General features: G+C 58.8%; 19 protein-coding genes. 6 read left to right on the top strand and 13 right to left on the bottom strand.

Going from position 1 to position 17,887, the window contains the following annotated elements; genetic code table 11:
* Positions 1-55: 55 nt before the first annotated feature.
* From QOM10_RS07045 to QOM10_RS07035, 3 genes are all read left to right on the top strand, one after another.
* Positions 56-559, top strand: coding sequence for an inclusion body family protein (locus tag QOM10_RS07045; protein ID WP_016982769.1), 504 nt, complete (start codon positions 56-58; stop codon positions 557-559).
* Between the two features lie 125 nt (positions 560-684).
* Positions 685-1,224, top strand: coding sequence for an AidA/PixA family protein (locus QOM10_RS07040; protein WP_316917793.1), 540 nt, complete (start codon positions 685-687; stop codon positions 1,222-1,224).
* Between the two features lie 121 nt (positions 1,225-1,345).
* On the top strand, positions 1,346-1,756 hold the full coding sequence (locus tag QOM10_RS07035) for a low affinity iron permease family protein (protein ID WP_316917792.1): 411 nt from the start codon (positions 1,346-1,348) through the stop codon (positions 1,754-1,756).
* Positions 1,757-1,843: 87 nt separating this feature from the next.
* Here QOM10_RS07035 and QOM10_RS07030 read toward each other — a convergent pair whose 3' ends face one another.
* From QOM10_RS07030 to QOM10_RS06985, 10 genes are all read right to left on the bottom strand, one after another.
* On the bottom strand, positions 1,844-2,347 hold the full coding sequence (locus QOM10_RS07030) for a DUF4142 domain-containing protein (RefSeq protein WP_150749331.1): 504 nt from the start codon (positions 2,345-2,347) through the stop codon (positions 1,844-1,846).
* Positions 2,348-2,423: 76 nt separating this feature from the next.
* Positions 2,424-2,579, bottom strand: coding sequence for a KGG domain-containing protein (locus QOM10_RS07025; RefSeq protein ID WP_007911485.1), 156 nt, complete (start codon positions 2,577-2,579; stop codon positions 2,424-2,426).
* Positions 2,580-2,695: 116 nt separating this feature from the next.
* Entirely contained in the window at positions 2,696-4,045 is a 1,350-nt protein-coding gene (locus QOM10_RS07020) for a bifunctional diguanylate cyclase/phosphodiesterase (RefSeq protein WP_316917791.1), read from the bottom strand.
* A gap of 79 nt (positions 4,046-4,124) precedes the next feature.
* Positions 4,125-4,763 (bottom strand): LysE family translocator, encoded by a 639-nt coding sequence (locus tag QOM10_RS07015; RefSeq protein WP_127926167.1) that lies wholly within the window; start codon positions 4,761-4,763, stop codon positions 4,125-4,127.
* Between the two features lie 60 nt (positions 4,764-4,823).
* Entirely contained in the window at positions 4,824-5,240 is a 417-nt protein-coding gene (fos, locus tag QOM10_RS07010; RefSeq protein WP_127926166.1) for a fosfomycin resistance glutathione transferase, read from the bottom strand.
* A 4-nt stretch (positions 5,241-5,244) separates the two neighbouring features.
* A complete protein-coding gene (locus QOM10_RS07005) occupies positions 5,245-5,973 on the bottom strand; it encodes a hypothetical protein (RefSeq protein WP_316917790.1) in 729 nt (242 codons plus the stop codon).
* Between the two features lie 29 nt (positions 5,974-6,002).
* A complete protein-coding gene (locus QOM10_RS07000; RefSeq protein WP_316917789.1) occupies positions 6,003-6,737 on the bottom strand; it encodes a hypothetical protein in 735 nt (244 codons plus the stop codon).
* A 333-nt stretch (positions 6,738-7,070) separates the two neighbouring features.
* Complete coding sequence (locus tag QOM10_RS06995; RefSeq protein ID WP_316917788.1) at positions 7,071-8,402, bottom strand: MFS transporter; 1,332 nt, start codon at positions 8,400-8,402, stop codon at positions 7,071-7,073.
* Positions 8,403-8,574: 172 nt separating this feature from the next.
* Positions 8,575-9,501, bottom strand: coding sequence for a hydroxymethylglutaryl-CoA lyase (locus QOM10_RS06990; protein WP_316917787.1), 927 nt, complete (start codon positions 9,499-9,501; stop codon positions 8,575-8,577).
* Positions 9,498-10,691, bottom strand: a complete 1,194-nt coding sequence (locus QOM10_RS06985; protein ID WP_316917786.1) for a CaiB/BaiF CoA-transferase family protein — start codon at positions 10,689-10,691, stop codon at positions 9,498-9,500. Before QOM10_RS06985 ends, QOM10_RS06990 begins: the two co-directional genes overlap by 4 nt.
* Positions 10,692-11,068: 377 nt before the next feature.
* On the opposite strand from QOM10_RS06985, the gene QOM10_RS06980 reads away from it, so the two are divergent.
* Together QOM10_RS06980 and QOM10_RS06975 are read left to right on the top strand one after the other, a co-directional pair.
* Positions 11,069-12,304 (top strand): aminotransferase class I/II-fold pyridoxal phosphate-dependent enzyme, encoded by a 1,236-nt coding sequence (locus tag QOM10_RS06980; RefSeq protein ID WP_238704382.1) that lies wholly within the window; start codon positions 11,069-11,071, stop codon positions 12,302-12,304.
* Between the two features lie 15 nt (positions 12,305-12,319).
* Positions 12,320-13,486 (top strand): MFS transporter, encoded by a 1,167-nt coding sequence (locus QOM10_RS06975; RefSeq protein ID WP_316917785.1) that lies wholly within the window; start codon positions 12,320-12,322, stop codon positions 13,484-13,486.
* Between the two features lie 42 nt (positions 13,487-13,528).
* On the opposite strand, the gene QOM10_RS06970 is transcribed toward QOM10_RS06975, so the two are convergent.
* Positions 13,529-14,440: a LysR family transcriptional regulator gene (locus QOM10_RS06970; RefSeq protein ID WP_127926159.1), complete on the bottom strand. Its 912-nt coding sequence runs from the start codon at positions 14,438-14,440 to the stop codon at positions 13,529-13,531.
* Positions 14,441-14,523: 83 nt separating this feature from the next.
* Complete coding sequence (locus tag QOM10_RS06965) at positions 14,524-15,801, bottom strand: hypothetical protein (protein ID WP_150749340.1); 1,278 nt, start codon at positions 15,799-15,801, stop codon at positions 14,524-14,526.
* 218 nt (positions 15,802-16,019) lie between these two features.
* Here QOM10_RS06965 and QOM10_RS06960 point away from each other — a divergent pair, with 218 nt between their 5' ends.
* On the top strand, positions 16,020-16,637 hold the full coding sequence (locus QOM10_RS06960) for a hypothetical protein (protein ID WP_150773845.1): 618 nt from the start codon (positions 16,020-16,022) through the stop codon (positions 16,635-16,637).
* A gap of 28 nt (positions 16,638-16,665) precedes the next feature.
* Here QOM10_RS06960 and yiaY read toward each other — a convergent pair whose 3' ends face one another.
* Positions 16,666-17,814 (bottom strand): L-threonine dehydrogenase, encoded by a 1,149-nt coding sequence (yiaY, locus tag QOM10_RS06955; protein ID WP_316917784.1) that lies wholly within the window; start codon positions 17,812-17,814, stop codon positions 16,666-16,668.
* Between the last annotated feature and the right edge of the window lie 73 nt (positions 17,815-17,887).

Genomic DNA, 17,887 nt, shown 5'->3' with positions numbered 1-17,887 from the left:
GCGTCGTCGTGCCTGGACTGCAGTCCGACGTTCACTATGAAAAAGGAGCATCACCATGTCTCGAGTGACGGATATTCTGGTTTCCATCGACACCGAAACCATTCTGAAAAAGTATCCAAACATCAGCAAGGATCCGAAGAACCCCACGCTGATCGATTGGAAACATGTGTACATGGTCACCAATCAGGACAACGTCGTCAGTGGCCAGGCCGGTGGCGAACTGGACCTCAAGGCTCAGGTCGGCGATCTGATTCGCTGGCGCGAAACCAGCCTGTCGCAGAGCTTCGAACAGGCGGTGATTTTCTACAAATTCATCCCCAACGCCGGGGAGAACCTGATCTCGCCCCCCTCCCCGCGCAAGGCCACAGCGTGCGTTGCTGTGCCCAACACAAGCAATCCATCCGTGCCAAGCTGCCAGAAAGTCGACAACCACTATTGGTCATCCGAAACCCTGGACTGTGGTCGCGTGACGTATCACTTCCACTTCCTGATCGTCGATCGCAACTGCCAGATCATCGGCTGCTGCTCGTGGGATCCGTTCATCTCCATCCATAACTGATGATGTGTCGAGCCCTTTGGCGACAAGGGGCTCAACCGATCCGCTGCCGCTGCGGCCGGAACAGGAAGTCTTGCCTTGGCCGAAGCGGCTTTCGTCTTGTGCCAACATCATGAAAGGAATCCATGATGACCAGCGAACCGATCCCGTCACCCTCATCCGCCATCACTGACGCACACAATGTGTTGCTGATCGTCGATGCCGAATCAGTACTGAAGCGTTATCCAAATCCAAGTCTGGACGCCGCCGCGCCGACGAGCATTACCGATGGATTTATCTTCTTCGCCACGGGTAATAACTCGAAAGAAATAGTCATAAATGACAGCAAACCAATAATCCATTCAGAAGTTGGCCGAGACCTGCACGTTCGTGGACGCTCCGTCAGCCTGATCGCCGAACACAGTGTGGTTGTGTACCGCATGACAGTTGCTGACAGCGGCGTGCTTTCCGAACCTGACTTGCAAATTCATACCGACCTGACCGTGCCCGCGCCCAACCCGGACGACCCGACAACACCGGGCAGCCGACAGGCTGATGACCATTTCTGGACCTGCACGCCGAAGAAACCCGGCGACGTGCAATGCGAACTGAGTTTCATGTTGGTCAATCAGCAGTGTGAGGTGGTGGGTTATTTCCACTGGACCGTCGACATTGAAATCAAGCTTTAGAGTACCAATGCCAAAACCGGCCGTGAGGCCGGTTTTTCAGGGACATCTTGCACATCAGTAGAATTTTCATAACGCCGCCAATGTCTGAATTTCAAGCACTCCCCCAATAAGGAACACCGCTATGAAATTCGCAAAAATCTCCCAGAAGCTCGCGATGGTGGCCGGTAGTCCCAAGACCTTCATGGGCGCATTGATCCTGATCGGGTTGTGGGGAATGAGCGGGCCGGTCTTTGATTACAACGACACCTGGCAACTGATCATCAACACCTCGACCACCATCATCACGTTCCTGATGGTGTTCCTGATCCAGAACACGCAGAACCGCGACACCGACATTCTCCATTTGAAAATCGATGAATTGCTCTTGGTGACCAAAGAAGCGCAGAACGCGATGCTCGGGCTGGAGGCGCTGGACTTGAAGCAGCTGGAGGCGTTGCGCAGGCACTACCGCTCGTTGGGCGAGGGTGAGGTTTTTAATCTTGAGGGGTTGGGCGAGAAGAGTAAGTCGAAGCAGGATTTGAATGAGTGTTGAGGATTGAAAGCAAAAGATCGCAGCCTTCGACAGCTCCTACAAAGTTTGGTGTAGGAGCTGCCGAAGGCTGCGATCTTTTGATCCTGGTTAGCGGCTTGCCTGCAGCGCGCGAGCCATTTCCAGATGACTTTGCAGCTTTGGCAAGGTCTCGTCGGCAAACGCCTTGATCTCCGGCACGTCAGTGGTCTGCGCTTGCTGCTGAATCTGCTCGATGGCCTCTTCAGTGGCTTTGACCTGACTGGCGGCGTAGGCCTGATCGAAGGAAGCGCCATCGGTCACTGGTGGCATCAATTCTTTGGCCTTGTCGGCCAGTTCCTCACGCGGCGCGACGGGCAGGTCGAGCTTCTTGGCGATTTTCGCCAAGTGCTGGTTTGCCGTCGTGCGGTCGTTGATGACGACGATGGTGTAGTCCTTGACCTCTTTCGATTCGGCTTTGCTGTGGGCCAGACGACTGGCCTCGATGTCAGCCATGCCTTTGGCTGAGGCATCGTTGATGAAATCGGCGGGCGACTGGGCAAAAGCACTGCTGGCACACAGGCCCAACAGCGATGCAAAACTCATGGTGCGTATACGGGTGGCCATTCGGCTCATGGTCGCGCCCTCCTTACTTGCGAAATTCAAGCGGGAGCTTACGCCCCCGCCTCTCAATCAAAACTACCTTCACCGACTACTTCGATTTCTGAGCGGGCTTGCGGCCCATGTCTGGTTTTGGCTCTTTGTCGACGGTCGTTGTGGTGGTTTTCCCACCTTTGCGACCTGCTTCAGAGGCCTTGGTTCGATCGTTGGCGAAGTTTCCCGAGTTCGAGTTTCTTGAATTAGGCATGATTCTCTACCTCTTGGTAATGATCGTGGCGAGCAGGTGCCCGCCTAGATTGAGAATTTCCCGGGCCGCAAAGGTTTAGAAAAGTTGCAGTCGCCGCGACGAACGGCGGCCCCGGATCAACTATTCAACGCGTGATGGTTCAGGCGTTTGGCGGCGTACATCGCCTGATCGGCATGGCGGAACAGTTGCTGCTCCTCCCTGCCGTGCTCTGGATAGCGGGCCACGCCGATGCTCGGTTCGATGTGCAGGTTGTGGCCATCGAGACGCATCGGCTGCAGCAGTACCTGTCGGATTTTTTCCGCCACGCCGTCAGCATCTTCCGAAGCCTGAACGCTGTGCAGCAGCACTACAAATTCATCGCCGCCAATTCTGGCTACCGTGTCGGTTTCCCGCACGCAGCCTTTTAGGCGGTTGGCCACGGTTTGCAGAAGCATGTCGCCGACGCCATGGCCGAAGGTGTCGTTGACCTGTTTGAAGCGGTCCAGGTCAACATACAACAAGGCCATGTGCCCTGATTGCTCGCGTGCGCCGGCCAACGCAGCCTTCAAGCGATCGCGCAGCAATTCACGATTGGGCAGCTGCGTCAGCTGGTCGTACTGCGCCATACGTCGCAGGCGGGCGTGCAATTGCTGACGCTCGATGGCCGTGGCGACCTGGGCGCAAACGTATTGCAGCAGTTCCTTGTCTTGCTCGGTGTAGCGCTCGCCGCCGGGCAGGCTTTTGACGATCAAGGCGCCGATGGTGCCGTTTTTCGACTTCAACGGCACGCCGAGCCAGCACGGCGAGTTTTGCCCCGCCACCAGTTCGGCAAAATCAGCCGGGGAGTCTGCACTGTCCGGCGTAAGAAGAATCGGCTGGCCGCTACGGATAACTTCCGTACACAGCCGTCCGGTGACGGTGCCCGGTTGCTCGGGCTGCAATTCGTGATCGTCGACGTGATAAGGGAAATTCAGTTGTGCGCAGTGCTCGTCGTACAGCGCCACGGAGAAATTCATCGCCGGCAGCCATTCGCCGATGATCAGGTGGATGCGCTTGAACAACGCCAGCAAATCTTCCGCGGCATGGGCCGCTTCGGATATCGCATACAGCGCAGCCTGGCGCGATTCGGCCTGTTTGCGCTCGGTGATGTCGCGCGCCACGGCGATGCGCAGTTGATCGGCTTCCGACCAGCGCGCCGACCAGAGGATATGCACGACGCTGCCGTCCTTGCGCAGGTACCGGTTTTCAAAGTTGAGTTTGGGTTCGCCACCCATGATTTCGTTGGCGGCAGCGAGGGTGCGTTGACGATCCGCCGGGTGCACCAGCTCGATCATTTGCCGGCCGATCAACTCTTCAGGCGAATAGCCGAAAACACGCTCGCAGGCGGCGCTGACAAAAACAAAGCGGCCTTGCTTGTCGACCGCACAAACGGCGTCCAGCAACAGATCGATAAAACTCGCCAACGGCGTGGAATTTCGGCTTTCCATGGTTCAGCGTGGGTGTCCGGACAATGCAGCACTGATCAACCATCCCTGACCTCTTGATTGCGCATCCCTGCACACACCTTCAAGCCTTGTTCGGCATCAGCCCCGGCAGCGCATGCAGCAGCGCGTTGATAGCAAAACCGATAAACATCACGCCACACAAACGAGTGATCATCAGTTCGTGGCGTTGATACAGCGTGCGTACCCGCTGCGCGCCAACCACGCCAATCAGAATAGCGTAGGCCAGCAAGCCACCGAGGAAACTCAGGGCAATCAGCGCCGGCAGCATCGACCAGTTGAGCAGTTCGGCGCGGCTCGACAACAGCGCGGTGAACGTCGCCACCGCCACCGGATAAGCCTTGGGATTGGTCAAACCGAACAGAATGCCGTGCCAGAACGGGTTGCGCGCCGCGCCCTGGGGTTCGTCGCCGTTGCGACGCTGGGCCCGCACCGCGCGCCAGCCGAGCCAGAACAGGTACAAGCCGCTGAGCACACCGAGCACATCAAACGCGGTGCTGCCGATTTCCCGGGCGCCGACAATCGCAATCAGCGCCGTGCTGCACCAGACCACATCGCCGAGCAGATGCCCGCAGAGAAACCCCGCCCCGGCCCGCCGCCCATGGGCTGCGCCGATGCCGAACACCGCCAGCACACCCGGCCCGGGCGTGATGCCATAAATGAAACCCGAGGCCAGCACGGCCATTAGCAACGATGGAGTCATGGAAAACCTGCAAGCGCCAAAACACGTGGCCGCCAGTCTATATCAGACAAATGTGTCTGATCATGACTCGTCGTAAAAACGCATGCCGGCGTACGGTTTTTGCCGACAGACTGCCAATCGTGAAGCGAGATCGCCGACATGCGCTTCGAGCTTGTGGCCATCGGGATCGAGAAAATAGAACGACGCACCTTCGCTGCGGTTATCCCGCCATTCCTGCACGTTCACCGCTTTTAGCTTTGCTACGAACGTTGAAAAATCGGCTGCAGTGAGGCTGAAAGCGTAATGGGTGTAATCGGCGCACGGTTCGCTTGAGCGCGTTGAATCAAGCGACAAACACAACCACAGCCCGGGCAGCGACAGATAGGCACCGGCGTCCCACGTGGCTTCAACGCGCAGCTGCAACACATCGCGATAGAACGCGAGGCTGCGGTGCAAATCGCTAACTGCGAGTGTCAGGTGGTTGAGGCCGGTGAGCATCGGGTCAGTAACCTCTGAGGTCTTCGGGGACGATGTATTGCTGGCCGTCGTAGGTCAGGACGACGCGAGTTTTCTTCATATCGATCGTTTTCGAGATGCACTCCTTGCCCGACAGGAAGGATTTGTAAACTGAACCACTCGAGCTGACGATCAGATCGGCAAAACCATGGTGGCTCGTCGCGCCGATATCAACAGTCCTGCGGATTTGCGTGTCTTCGGTGGCACACTCATCCGTCCCTTCGCCGAACTCCTTGCGAATCACCAAGCCTTCCAGCACCGGGCGCAACTTGTTGCCTTCGCGCACATATAACGCCAAATCGGTTTTTGCGTAAGGATTGGCTCTGGAGCCGTGACTGGCGAATTTCGAACGCAATCCGAATGCACGGACATCTGCTGCCAATCGGTAGCGGGCCGTATCGATTGTCAGATCGTCGAAGCTGATGGCATCGGAATTGTAGGCGCCCGGCTTTGCATAAGTAGCGAGGCTCTTGCCGCTTGTCGAACTGACGAGCGCCAGTTCCAGATCGAACACCCCCATTTCGTCGTCGCCCGAATCGGAGAGAAATGAAGATTTCGCCGCAATCGACTGGTCGTTGTACGCCGGCCACGCTTTGCAGCGCGAAAGGGAATGGCCGTCGAACTTCTTCACTTCGCAGGCGGCCTGGGCTTGGGCGGCCATCGTTAAAAGGCCCATCACGATGAAAGAGCCCAGCAATGTAGTACGCGAGAACATTATTCTTCCTTGAGTAAAAGACATCGGTCTTAGAGGCCTTTGAAATCTTCAGGCATTACGTAGTTTTTGCCGTCATAGCGAAGTGTCGTCAAGACCGGTTTTTGCGTGACGGTATTGGATACACACGCCTCGCCCTCGCCCTCGCCAACGGTCGAGCTACGGATCGTTTTGATCATCAGATCGGCATAGCCATGGCTGCTGGTCTTGGCCAGCGCCACGGTTCGCGTAGTCTCGTAGCGCTCTCCCGCACAATTGCCATCCCACTCCCCGCCATATTCATAAACCACCAGCCGATTCATGACAGGACGCAATGCGTTGCCGTCTTTCACATAGAGCGACAACCAGGTTTGATCCAGAGGATTCACGCGCGAAGAGCCTTTGAACCGTACTCGCACGCCAAAGGCCTGCAATTGCGGCGCGAGCTTATAGCGGGCGGTATCGAATTTCAGTTCATCAAGCGCGATGGCATCCACAGAGAATGCGGAGGGCTGATAAAAGCTCGCTAACGGCTTGGAGTCTGCACTCGCCACCAAGGCCAAACGCAGATCGTAAAGCCCTACAGTCCCTGACTTGCCATACACCGGATCGGGCGAGAAATTGGCAGCAGCGGTGAGCGTCAGCCCGGGATACGCCGGCCAGTCTTTGCAGAGGGAAAAATCCATCTCATGCGCGGTTGGCGCCGGTGTGCAATCGGCGAATGCCTGCCCCGCCAGCAACCAGCCGCACAATGCCGCACACCCGATCCAGCCAGACTTCACTGTCACTTCCCGCTCCTTGAGCACTTTTCAGCCGCGCACTATCCCCTGCTGTATCGGCGCTTTCAACCGAATCATCAGTAAACCAACGTGCATTTCCCGCTTGGTAGCGAGAAGTCGTTGACGGCGTTGCGGGTGTTGGGGCGATGTTGGCGATTGCCAGCGTGGTGTTGATTCGTGTGTTTGAGAAAAATGGGGTGGCTGTTAACTGATGGAATCAGTCCGTGATTTATCAGTCTCTGGAAGTCAGTCTTCGCGAGCAGGCTCGCTCCCACAGGGGAATGCATTTCAAATGTGGGAGCGAGCCTGCTCGCGAAAGTGTCATTGCAGGCGCCGCCAATCTCAGAACTTGTCGAGCGTGCGCAACTTCTGCGGCAAGCCCCACAGCAACAGTGCCGCAGCGATCAACGCCGCCACGCCAATCACATACAGCGCCGGCGTGGTGCTGCCGGTCAGGTCCTTGATCCGCCCGACCATCACCGGGCTGACGATACCGCCGAATTGCCCCAGCGTGTTGATCACCGCAATCCCGCCCGCCGCACCAGCGCCCGCCCCGGCCAGCAACTTCGGTGGTAGCGTCCAGAAGCTCGGAATCGAGGCGATGATCCCGGCGCCAAGCAAGCCAAGAGCAACGATCAAAAACGTGGTGTGGCTGGCGAAAATCCCGGCACTGAAAAAGCCGATCGCGCCGACGATGACCAGCCCGGCGACAAATTTGCGCCGCTCGCCCGTCGCATCCGACAAACGCCCGATCACCACCATGCTGATCGCCCCGCAAATGTACGGGATAGCCGTCAGCAGACCGATCATCACCGGGCTCTCGGTGCCGGCGCTGCGGATCAGCTGTGGCGCCCAGAAGTTCAAGCCGTAGGACGCCACCTGGATCAGAAAGTAGATCAGCCCCAAGGTCAGAAAACCGGGAATCTTCAACGCCGCGAGCAACGACCCACCGCTCTTGTGCGGCTCATGCTGGGCGATGCGGCTGGACAGCATTTTTTTCTCGTCAGACGTCAGCCAGTGCGCATCCTCGATGCGATCCTTGAGCAGCGTGAGCACCAGAAAACCAAGGCCGATGCACGGCACACCGCCGAGCAGGAACAGCCAGTGCCAGCCGCGCATTTGCAGCACGCCGTCGAGGTGTTCCAGTACCAGACCGGAGAACGGCGCGCCGACCAGCCCGGCAAACGCTGAGGCGAGAAACAGCATCGAGGTGATGCGGCCACGGAAGTGCTGCGGAAACCACAGCGTCAGGTAATACAGCACGCCCGGGGCAAAACCGGCTTCCATCGCACCGATCACAAAGCGCAGCGCATAGAACTGCCATTCGCTGTTGACGAACACCATCGCCGCTGTCGCTACGCCCCACGACATCATGATCCGCGCGATCCAGCGCCGTGCGCCGACCTTGTACAGCATCATGTTGCTCGGCACTTCGAACAGCACATAACCGACGACGAACAGCCCGGCGCCGAGGCCGTACGCGGTGTCGCTCAGGCTCAAATCGGTCTGCAACTGGAACTTGGCGAAGCTGATGTTGATGCGGTCGAAAAAAGCGAACAGGTAGCAGACCATGATCAGCGGCATCAGACGCCAGGCGACTTTGCTGACCAAGGCTTTTTCGGCGTCGTGATCGACGGACGGACGGGCGCCCGCCTCCATTACATTGAGGCTCATAGCTTTTCTCCAGACGGACTGCCGGTGGGCGTCCGATTGTTTTTGTTGTCTGGTATGCGTTTTTAACTGTAGGAGTGAGCCTGCTCGCGATAGCGGTGTGTCAGGCAACATTTGCGGTGATTGATACACCGCTATCGCGAGCAGGCTCACTTCTACAGGGGGATTGGTGTTGTCAGGTGGGAATCGGGTGCAGGTCGCAGTTGCGCCCGGCCTTGGCCAGTTGGCCGGGGACTTCGTGGCTCAGCAGATCCGGCAAGCCACGCGAGAGTTTCAGCAGCAGCGGCAAGTCGATACCGGTGTGAATACCGATCTCATCGCACAGGTTTACCAGGTCTTCAGTGCAGATATTGCCCGACGCGCCCGGCGCAAACGGACAGCCACCGAGACCGCCAAGCGCCGCATCGAAACGTCGCGCCCCCGCCTCGTAAGCCGCCAGCACATTGCACAATCCCAGACCACGGGTGTTGTGGAAATGCAGGGTCAGATCAGCCGCCGAAACCCGCTGCAACACTCGCCGCACCAACCGGTCGACCTGACGCGGATTGGCCATGCCAGTGGTGTCGGCCAGGGTAATGCCCTGAATCCCGAGCTCCTGATAAGCATCGACGATTTGCAGTACGCGATCCTCGTCGATCTGGCCTTCGAACGGGCAACCGAACGTGGTGGCGATGCTGCCATTGAGGCGCACGCCGGAACCGCTGGCGAACGCAACAATCTCTGCAAACGCCGTCAGCGAATCCTCGCAGCGCATGCGCATGTTGGCCATGTTGTGCGTCTGGCTGGCGGACATCACCAGATTCAGCTCATCGGCACCCGCCGCCAATGCACGTTGCGCACCTTTGAGGTTGGGAATCAGCGCGACGTAAATCACCCCAGGCTGTCGCTCAATGCCAGTGAAAACCTGCTCGCCATCACGCAGCGCCGGAATCGCTTTCGGCGACACGAACGAGCCGGCCTCGATACGGCTGAAACCGGCCAGTGACAGCTGATTGATCAGGGCGATCTTGTCAGCGGTTTCCACCCAGGTCGGCTCGATCTGCAAACCGTCGCGCGGCGAGACTTCCTGGACGATCAGGGTTTGCGAATAGTCCGTGATCATTGCACCACCCCTTGGCTTTTCAGGCGTTCGATGTCGAGTTCAGTAAGGCCAAGGCCGGCAAGAATACCGTCGGTGTGCTGGCCGAGTTTCGGCCCCGACCAGTTCACGCCGCCGGGGGTTTCCGAGAGTTTCGGGACGATGCCGGGCATCATCACTGTTGCACCGCCGGGCAACTCGGCATTGAGCAGCATGTCGCGTGCCTGATAGTGCGGATCGGCCACAATGTCGGCCACCGAATAAATGCGCCCGGCCGGCACTTCAGCCGCTTCCAGCGCCGCGAGCACCTCGTCGATCGGCAGGCTGCTGGTCCAATGAGTGATGGCGGCGTCGAGCAAACCGCTCTTGGCGGCGCGACCGTCGTTGTGGGCGAATTCTTCGGCGTCAGCCAGATCATCTCGGCCGATGGTGTGCATCAGACGCTTGTAGATCGGGTCACTGTTGCCGGCAATCACCACATAGGCCCCGTCAGCCGTCAGGTAAGTGTTGGACGGTGCGATACCCGGCAACGCGCCGCCGCTGCGTTCGCGGACATGGCCCTGCATGTCGTATTCCGGCACCAGACTTTCCATGACGTTGAACACGCTTTCGGCCAGCGACACATCGACAATCTGCCCGCCGCCCTGCCCGGTCTTGACCCGCAACAGCGACATCAGCGCGCCGATCACCGCGTGCAGCGAGGCCAGCGAATCACCGAGGCTGACGCCGACCCGCGCCGGTGGTGAACCGGGAGTGCCAGTGGTGTAACGAATGCCGCCCATCGCTTCGCCGATCGCGCCGAAGCCGGGACGATCGCGGTACGGACCGGTCTGGCCGTAGCCGGAAATGCGCACGAGGGTGAGATTGGGGTTCAGCGCGTGGAGTACGTCCCAGCCCAGGCCAAGTTTCTCCAGCGCACCGGGGCGCAGGTTTTCGATGATGACGTCGGCATCGCTGGCCAGTTGCTTGACCAGTTCGATGCCTTCGGCGGATTTGAGGTTGAGCGCCAGCGATTTCTTGTTGCGTGATTGCAGGTACCACCACAGCGACGTGCCTTCGTGCAGCTTGCGCCATTTGCGCAGCGGGTCGCCCTGACCCATGGCTTCGATCTTGATCACCTCGGCGCCGAACTCGGCGAGCATGCGCGCGGCAAACGGCGCGGCGATCAGGGTGCCGATCTCGATCACTTTGATCGCACTCAAGGGGGCAGTCATCGCGGGGTACCTCTTGTTCTTGGAATAGGTGGCCAAGGCTAGAGGAACGCCAAACGAAGAATCCAATCTTCTCTCGGCAATGAGCGTTCGCGAAATGCGAACGCTCGGGCGAGATTTCGTTGAACTCAGGTCCGTCATCAGCCAGTCGGGCTCACTGACCGGGGTTGGTCAGTGTCGGCAGGATTGCGATTTTTCGCCCACGTCAGAAAGGTGATTACTCGACAGATTTTCGTCGCTTCGCCCTACAAACAAAACTCCGTCGCCTCTCAGGATTCGCGGAAACAGCCGATTTTTGCCGGACTTTTCGCTCTGTAAAGTCTGGCAACACACACAAATTGCAACACCCCACGGATCGCTACGCTCAAGGAATGTCACCTGTGAATCTTCCGTTGCACACGCCCAATCTGTATTCCAATTTCCGCAAAATCATCGCCCTGGCCGACCACGATTGGGACATCGCCGAACTGGGCAAAGTCGCTGGCCTCAATGTCGAAGTGAAGAGCCCCAACCACCTGCTTGATCAGTACGGACGTGAACTCCATCATTTCTGCACAACCTCATACCTTGGCCTCGATCATCACCCTGCCCTGCTCGAGGGTGCCATCACCGCGTTGCGCGAAACCGGCAGCCTGCGCGTCGCCAACTCGAAGAACCGCTGCAAACTGGCAATTCTCGAGCAATACGAGAACGAATTGTCGCAACTGTTCGATGCCGTCTGCCTGAGCACCTTGTCTTGCAGCGCCGCCAGCGCCGGAATCCTGCCATTACTGGCCAGCGGCATCTTCACCGAAGGCCGGCCACCGGTGATGGTATTTGACCGTTACGCGCATTATTCGATGAATCATTTGAAGGCCGCGTGCGCCGATGAAACCCGCGTGGTGACTGCGCCGCACAACGACATGGAGTTCCTCGAACGCGTCTGCCAGCAACACGGCCGCGTGGCGTATGTCGCTGACGGCGCGTACAGCATGGGCGGCGTTGCCAACATGGACGGTCTGCTGTACTTGAAGGATCGCTACGGGTTGTTTCTTTATCTGGATGATTCTCACGCGCTGTCCGCTGTCGGTGAGCATGGCGCCGGACTTGTTCGGCCGCGGATGGCGGCGCTGGAGGAGGACTGCCTGATCGTCGCGTCACTGGCCAAGTCGTTTGGCGCCAGCGGCGGGTTGGTGATGCTGGGCAACGAGCGACAGAAAACACTTGTTCAGCGCTACGGCGGGCCAAGCAACTGGTCGCAGAGTCTCAACTGCGCGGCGATCGGTGCCGGCAGAGCGTCTATCCGCCTGCATCGCAGCGCCGAGTTTGTCACGCTGCAAAGCAATCTTGCGGCTAACATCCGCCTCTTCGACAGCCTGATCAGCACCGATCAGTGCCACAGCAACATAGCCATTCGGTTGATCAAGTGCGCACAGGCTGCCGTGGCCAATCGTATTGCCAGTGAATTGGCCGAACAGGGATTTTTCACCAGCGCGGTATTTTTCCCGGTGGTCGCTCAAGGCAAGGCCGCCATCCGTATTACGCTGCGCGCGGACATGCAGCCGGCGCTGATTCGGCGCTTCTGTGAACTGATCACCGGACTGTTGCGCACCCACCGTTGCGATTTCGACGACTGAAAACAGGGACAAGTCATGAACGCCAGCGTCACCCTTCTGATCACCTGCAGCACGGTTTTTCTCGCCCAGTTGGGCATGAGTATTTATTTGCCGGCAGTACCGGAGATCGCCCTATACCTGGGTGCGGAAGCTGCAAAGGTGTCGTGGGGGTTGTCGCTGTACCTGATCGGCATGGCGCTGCCGATGTTGTTCTGGGGCAGCCTGGCCCAACGCATCGGACGCAAACCGGTGTTATTGGCGGCGCTGGTTATTTACGGGGTGGCCAATCTGGCGTTGCCGTCGGGTTCGACGCTTGAAGCGTTTTTGCTGCTGCGACTGATGCAAGGCGTCGGTGCCAGCGGTATTTCAGTGATGGCACGGGTGCTGATCCGTGACAGCTTTCGCGGCGATCTGCTGGCCAGGGCGTTGTCGTGGATTTCGATTTCGTTCGTGGTGGCGCTGGGCATCGGCCAATATATGGGCTCGCTGATCGAGGTGACACTGGGCTGGCAGGCGATCTTCTATCTGCTCGGCGTGACGTGCCTGTTGATGGCGCTGATTGTGGCGCGAGTCACTTTCCCAGCGATGGCTGACGAACCGGCCAGCGCCTCATCGTGGTCGGCTTATCGGCAAATCCTGTTGCACCGGGCGTTTCTGCTGCCGGCTCTGGCCGGTGGCTTGGGCTACGGCGTGATCATCGCATTCAACACTGCGGCGCCACTGATTCTGCAGGGGCCATTCGCGTGGTCGTCGGTGGATTACGGACTGCTCGGCTGGCCCATCAGCGCTGCCTATTTTCTCGGCGCGCTGGCGGTCAATCACTTCGTGCTGCGCACCGGTCAGGCGTGGTTGATGGCGGTCGGTGCAGGTTTGGTATTGGCCGGTAGCAGCGTGATGTTGCTGGGCAGTCTGACGGCCAGTTCCATCGCATTACTGTTTTGGCTGCCGTATTGCGTTGCCGTGTTCGGCCAATCGTTGAACTACCCGATCAGCCTGTCCCGTGCCAACGATGGTGCGCCGATTGCCGGTGCTTATGCGATGGCACTGAGCGGGTTCATTCATCAATCGATGGCGGCAATCATTGGTGCGATGGCCAGTCTGATCGCCAGCCCACAGGCCTGGCGCCTGTCGCTGCTGTGCACCTTGCTCGCTGTCGGCACGATGCTCTGCGTGCGATTCGCGCCGATGGGCGACAAGCGTTAGAAGGCATTGCGGACAATCTCCTCAATCAGACCGCCGGGAATCTCACGAGCCCTGCCCTCGCAAGTGCTCAAACAGCATCCGACTCACCGGCGATAACCCCGCCTCATCCCGCACCACCACGATCAACGCACGATCCGACCAGTCATCCATCAACGGCACCGCATGCAAACCCAGCGCCTGACCAAACAATTCATAAGCGCGCTGCGGCAAAATGCCAATGCCCATGTTGGCCTGGACCATCCGGCACACCGCGTCGAACCCCGGCACATGAATGCGAATGCGCAGCACCTTGCCAGCCTGACGCGCTGCCGCATGAGTGCGCATATTGATCGAGCTGGCGGCGTGCAAACCGACATAATCGCTGTCCAGCGTCTCATCGAACGCCACCGATTCACGCGCGGCCAAGGGATGCTCTGGCAGCATGACCACCACCAGTTTGTCCTCGCGGTACAACACGCTGCGCAGACCTTTGGTGTCGCTGTCGTTGGAGCAGATGCCGAGATCCGCCACGCCATCGAGCACCCCCTGAATCACCCCGGCACTGGGTCGCTCTTCAAGGTCGGTCTTGACCTGCGGGTGCTGCGCGGAGAAGTCGCGCAGGTCTTCGGGAAGAAACTGAATGATCGCCGACAGGTTCGCCAGCATGCGCACATAACCGCGCACGCCGTGGCTGTGTTCACCCAGTTCCAGGCCCATTTTCTCGACGTTGAACAACATCTGCCGCGCATGGTGCAGCAGCGTTTCGCCGGCGGGCGTCAGCGTCATGCCCTTGGCCTGACGCACGAACAGGCTGATCCCGAGCGCCTCTTCCAGCTCCATCAGCCGCTTGCTCGCCGCCGACACTGCGATGGCTTCGCGCGAGGCCGCGCGGGTCAACGTGCCCTCTTCATGGACGGCGACGAACAGTTGCAGGGTGATCAGGTCGAGGCGGCGGATCAGGCTCTTTTGCAGCATGGAGGGCTCGCTGACTGGGGTTATTCCGAGTCGGCAGGATAGCCCGGATTTCAATCACACCGAAAATGTGATGAACCCGCCCGTCAACTCGCCGCTGTCAGCAATCGCACCAGGTGAGCCGCTTCATTTCTATGCCCCAGCACCAGCACTGACGCCCCCTGCAGACAGGCATCCTGCGCAATCCACGGGATCTCGGCTGCACCCTCGACATCAAATAACGGATCCACTGCGCCATCGGCCAGAAAGCCAGCCGTCAGCAACCCTCGTGTGCCCTCCGAGGTCTGTCCGACCGTGACGATTCTCGGGCCGGGGGAGTCATTCAGCGCGAACCCTGCGCTCCAGCTTTTAAGATCCAGCGGCTGCTTTGCAAGGGTAATGACTGGCAGACCGAGATTAAACTCTGGATCAGCCTGGCCAGTGAGATTGATCCCGCTGATCAAGCCATGCTGACGTTTCTCCCCGGCGGAAGACTCGACGGCAGATCCGATCAATAACAAGCGCTGCGCCGATTGCACCACGATACGATTCACCGAGCTTTCAAGCGGTACACCGGCATTGTCCAGTTTCAGCAGTAGGGTACCGTCCTTGCCGAACGGCTTGGCAACCTGCCCGGAACTGTCGTAAGCCATGACCAGCCCCTGATTCGTCACTTCGGTCTTGCCATGGACAAGAATCTGCCCACCGTCCAACTGCGTGACCCCGTGCAACGTGATCGCCACACTTGGAAGCGTCAGAGGTATCCAGCCATTTTCAGCGAAATCGTCATCATTCCTGCCATCCAGAAAGAAACGCGCCAACAACCCGCTGCCCCCTTGGGAGGTGACGAAAAGCAATCTGTCCGGCATCGATTTCGCTGGAGTGGATTGGGCCAATATCAAGCGGCCGCCCGTGGCATTGTTCAGCGTGGGAATACGCATCGGCACGACTCGATAGCCCGACTGTTCATCACCAAAATCACGATCGAGCGTACCGTCGGGTTTGAATCGAGCGATGATTTGCTCGAGCTTGCCTGCTGCATTTGCGAGCACTGCACTCAACCAGAATGCACCGCTCGCATCGACGACCAGACTCCCGCCCTGTGATAACCGACCATTCGCAAACTGGCCGCCAAGGTACCCGCCCTGGCCGAAGCCGGTGTCGAGATGACCGTCAGGGAGCAGTCGTGCAAGTCCGTAATTCGAGGCTCCCGATGCGTCGATAACCGTTGTACTGACCATGATCCGACCCGAGGGCATCACTGCGACACTGTTACCGATGGTTTTGCGCGCGCCAGGAAACTGCAGCGTTTGCAGGCCTGAATGGGCAAACGTCTGATCCGGCTCACCTGCGAGTTGTGCGTTACGTGTAGTGGCTTCTGGCATGTTCGCGTGCTCCTGAAGAGATCGGAGTCGACCCCGTTATCAGAGCATTCGATCCGAAGCAGCCACGCCAGACAACTGACAGAAATGACAGTTTTTTAGAACAAAAAGAAATTACCGCCCAAGCAAAAAAAGCTAAAAAACTGGTAGTTCTTACAGGTTCTAAACGGGACACGCCGTGCCAGTGTTTCGTTTCAAATCAGCCTGAAACGAGAAACACAATGAGCACTCCCGACAAGCCCGACACGCAACCTGTCCCGCCCCCGACCATCACGTACCCCAAAAGGGACAGCGAAACGGGGGTTGCAACACTGTTTCTCGGCAGCGGTATACCGGGTGCTCTAGTGCAGGTTTGGAGCATTGCAGACAAGCATTCGCTCGGTGACGGACAGGTCAGCGCAAATGGACGATGGGCGTTTAGCATCAGCGGTGTCCAGTCTCCGGGTCAGCAGGAGATTCGCGCCCACCAGACATGGGAAGGCATCAAGTCAGACTGGAGTGAGGAGCGCAGATATACCGTGCTGCTGCGGCCGGCAATCGACGTCCCGGTAGTTTCCGAACCAAAAGAGGACGCACAGGTGAATACGGTTCCGGTCTTTTCGGGAGATGTCACAAAAGCTGAAGGCTTCGTTAGCATTATCGATCTGGACACCGGCGTGATGATTGCCAAAGCCGACGTCGACCCCCTCAAGCAATGGCGTACTCAGGTTACAAAACCCTTACCTCCCGGACTGAACCGGATATCCGCCATTCACAACATCAAAGGGAAGTTGTCTGACTGGGTCCGTGTTCGAACGTTTACGGTGACAGCTGAAGGCAAGGGCAAGGGCAAAACCTGACCGTCAAGAAATCAACCTGACCGGCCTCTCAAAACGCATTGCGAAAAATCTCCTCGATCTGGCGCTGATCGGCCGCCCGTGGGTTGGTCAAACCGCAGGCGTCTTTCAACGCATTGGTCGCGAGCAGCGGAATGTCACTGAGCTTGGCGCCGAGTTCACGCAAACCACCGGGAATCTCGACATCTTTGGCCAGGCAGCGGATCGCATTGATCGCCGCCTGGGCGCCCTCTTCGGGGCTGAAGCCACGAATGTCTGCGCCCATGGCGTGGGCAACATCGGTCAGCCGCTCGGCACAGACCAGCGCATTGAACGTCTGCACGTGGGGCAGCAGCACGGCATTGCACACGCCATGGGGCAGGTCGTAGAAACCGCCCAATTGATGCGCCATCGCATGCACGTAACCGAGGGACGCGTTGTTGAAGGCCATGCCGGCGAGGAACTGCGCGTAAGCCATGTTTTCCCGCGCGGCGAGGTCGCTGCCATCGCGCACGGCCAGGCGCAGGTTGTTGCTGATCAGGGTCATCGCCTTCAACGCGCAGGCATCGGTGATCGGGTTGGCAGCGGTCGAGACGTAGGCTTCGATGGCGTGGGTCAGTGCGTCCATGCCGGTGGCAGCCGTCAGGCCTTTGGGCATGGCAACCATCAATTCCGGGTCATTGACCGACAGCAGTGGTGTGACATTGCGGTCGACGATGGCCATTTTCACGTGGCGTGATTCGTCGGTGATGATGCAAAAACGAGTCATCTCGCTGGCAGTGCCGGCAGTGGTGTTGATCGCGATCAGCGGCAGTTGCGGTTTGCTCGATTGATCGACGCCTTCGTAATCGCTGATCTGCCCGCCATTGGTCGCGCACAGGGCAATGCCTTTGGCGCAGTCGTGCGGCGAGCCGCCGCCCAGCGACACGACGAAATCGCAGCGACTTTCCTTGAGCAGCCCCAGGCCCGACTCGACGTTGGCGATACTCGGGTTGGGTTTGGCGCCGTCGAAGATCACCGAATCGATGTCCTGCATCGCCAGTTTCTCGGCGACCATCGTCGCCACGCCAGCCTTGGCCAGGCCCGCGTCAGTGACGATCAACGCTTTACGAAAACCGTAGTTGCGAATGGCGACCATGGCTTCGTCGAGGCAGCCGTTGCCCATGATGTTTACCGCCGGAATGAAAAAGGTGCTGGTCATGCGCGCATCTCCTGACAGGGGGCCGAATCGACTGCTCCGGTTCGGCGGATAGACACAGCATCGACCGATCGGT

This window comes from Pseudomonas sp. P108 (assembly GCF_032613195.1).
Taxonomy (GTDB): domain Bacteria; phylum Pseudomonadota; class Gammaproteobacteria; order Pseudomonadales; family Pseudomonadaceae; genus Aquipseudomonas.
This window is presented reverse-complemented; position numbering and strand designations above follow the sequence as displayed.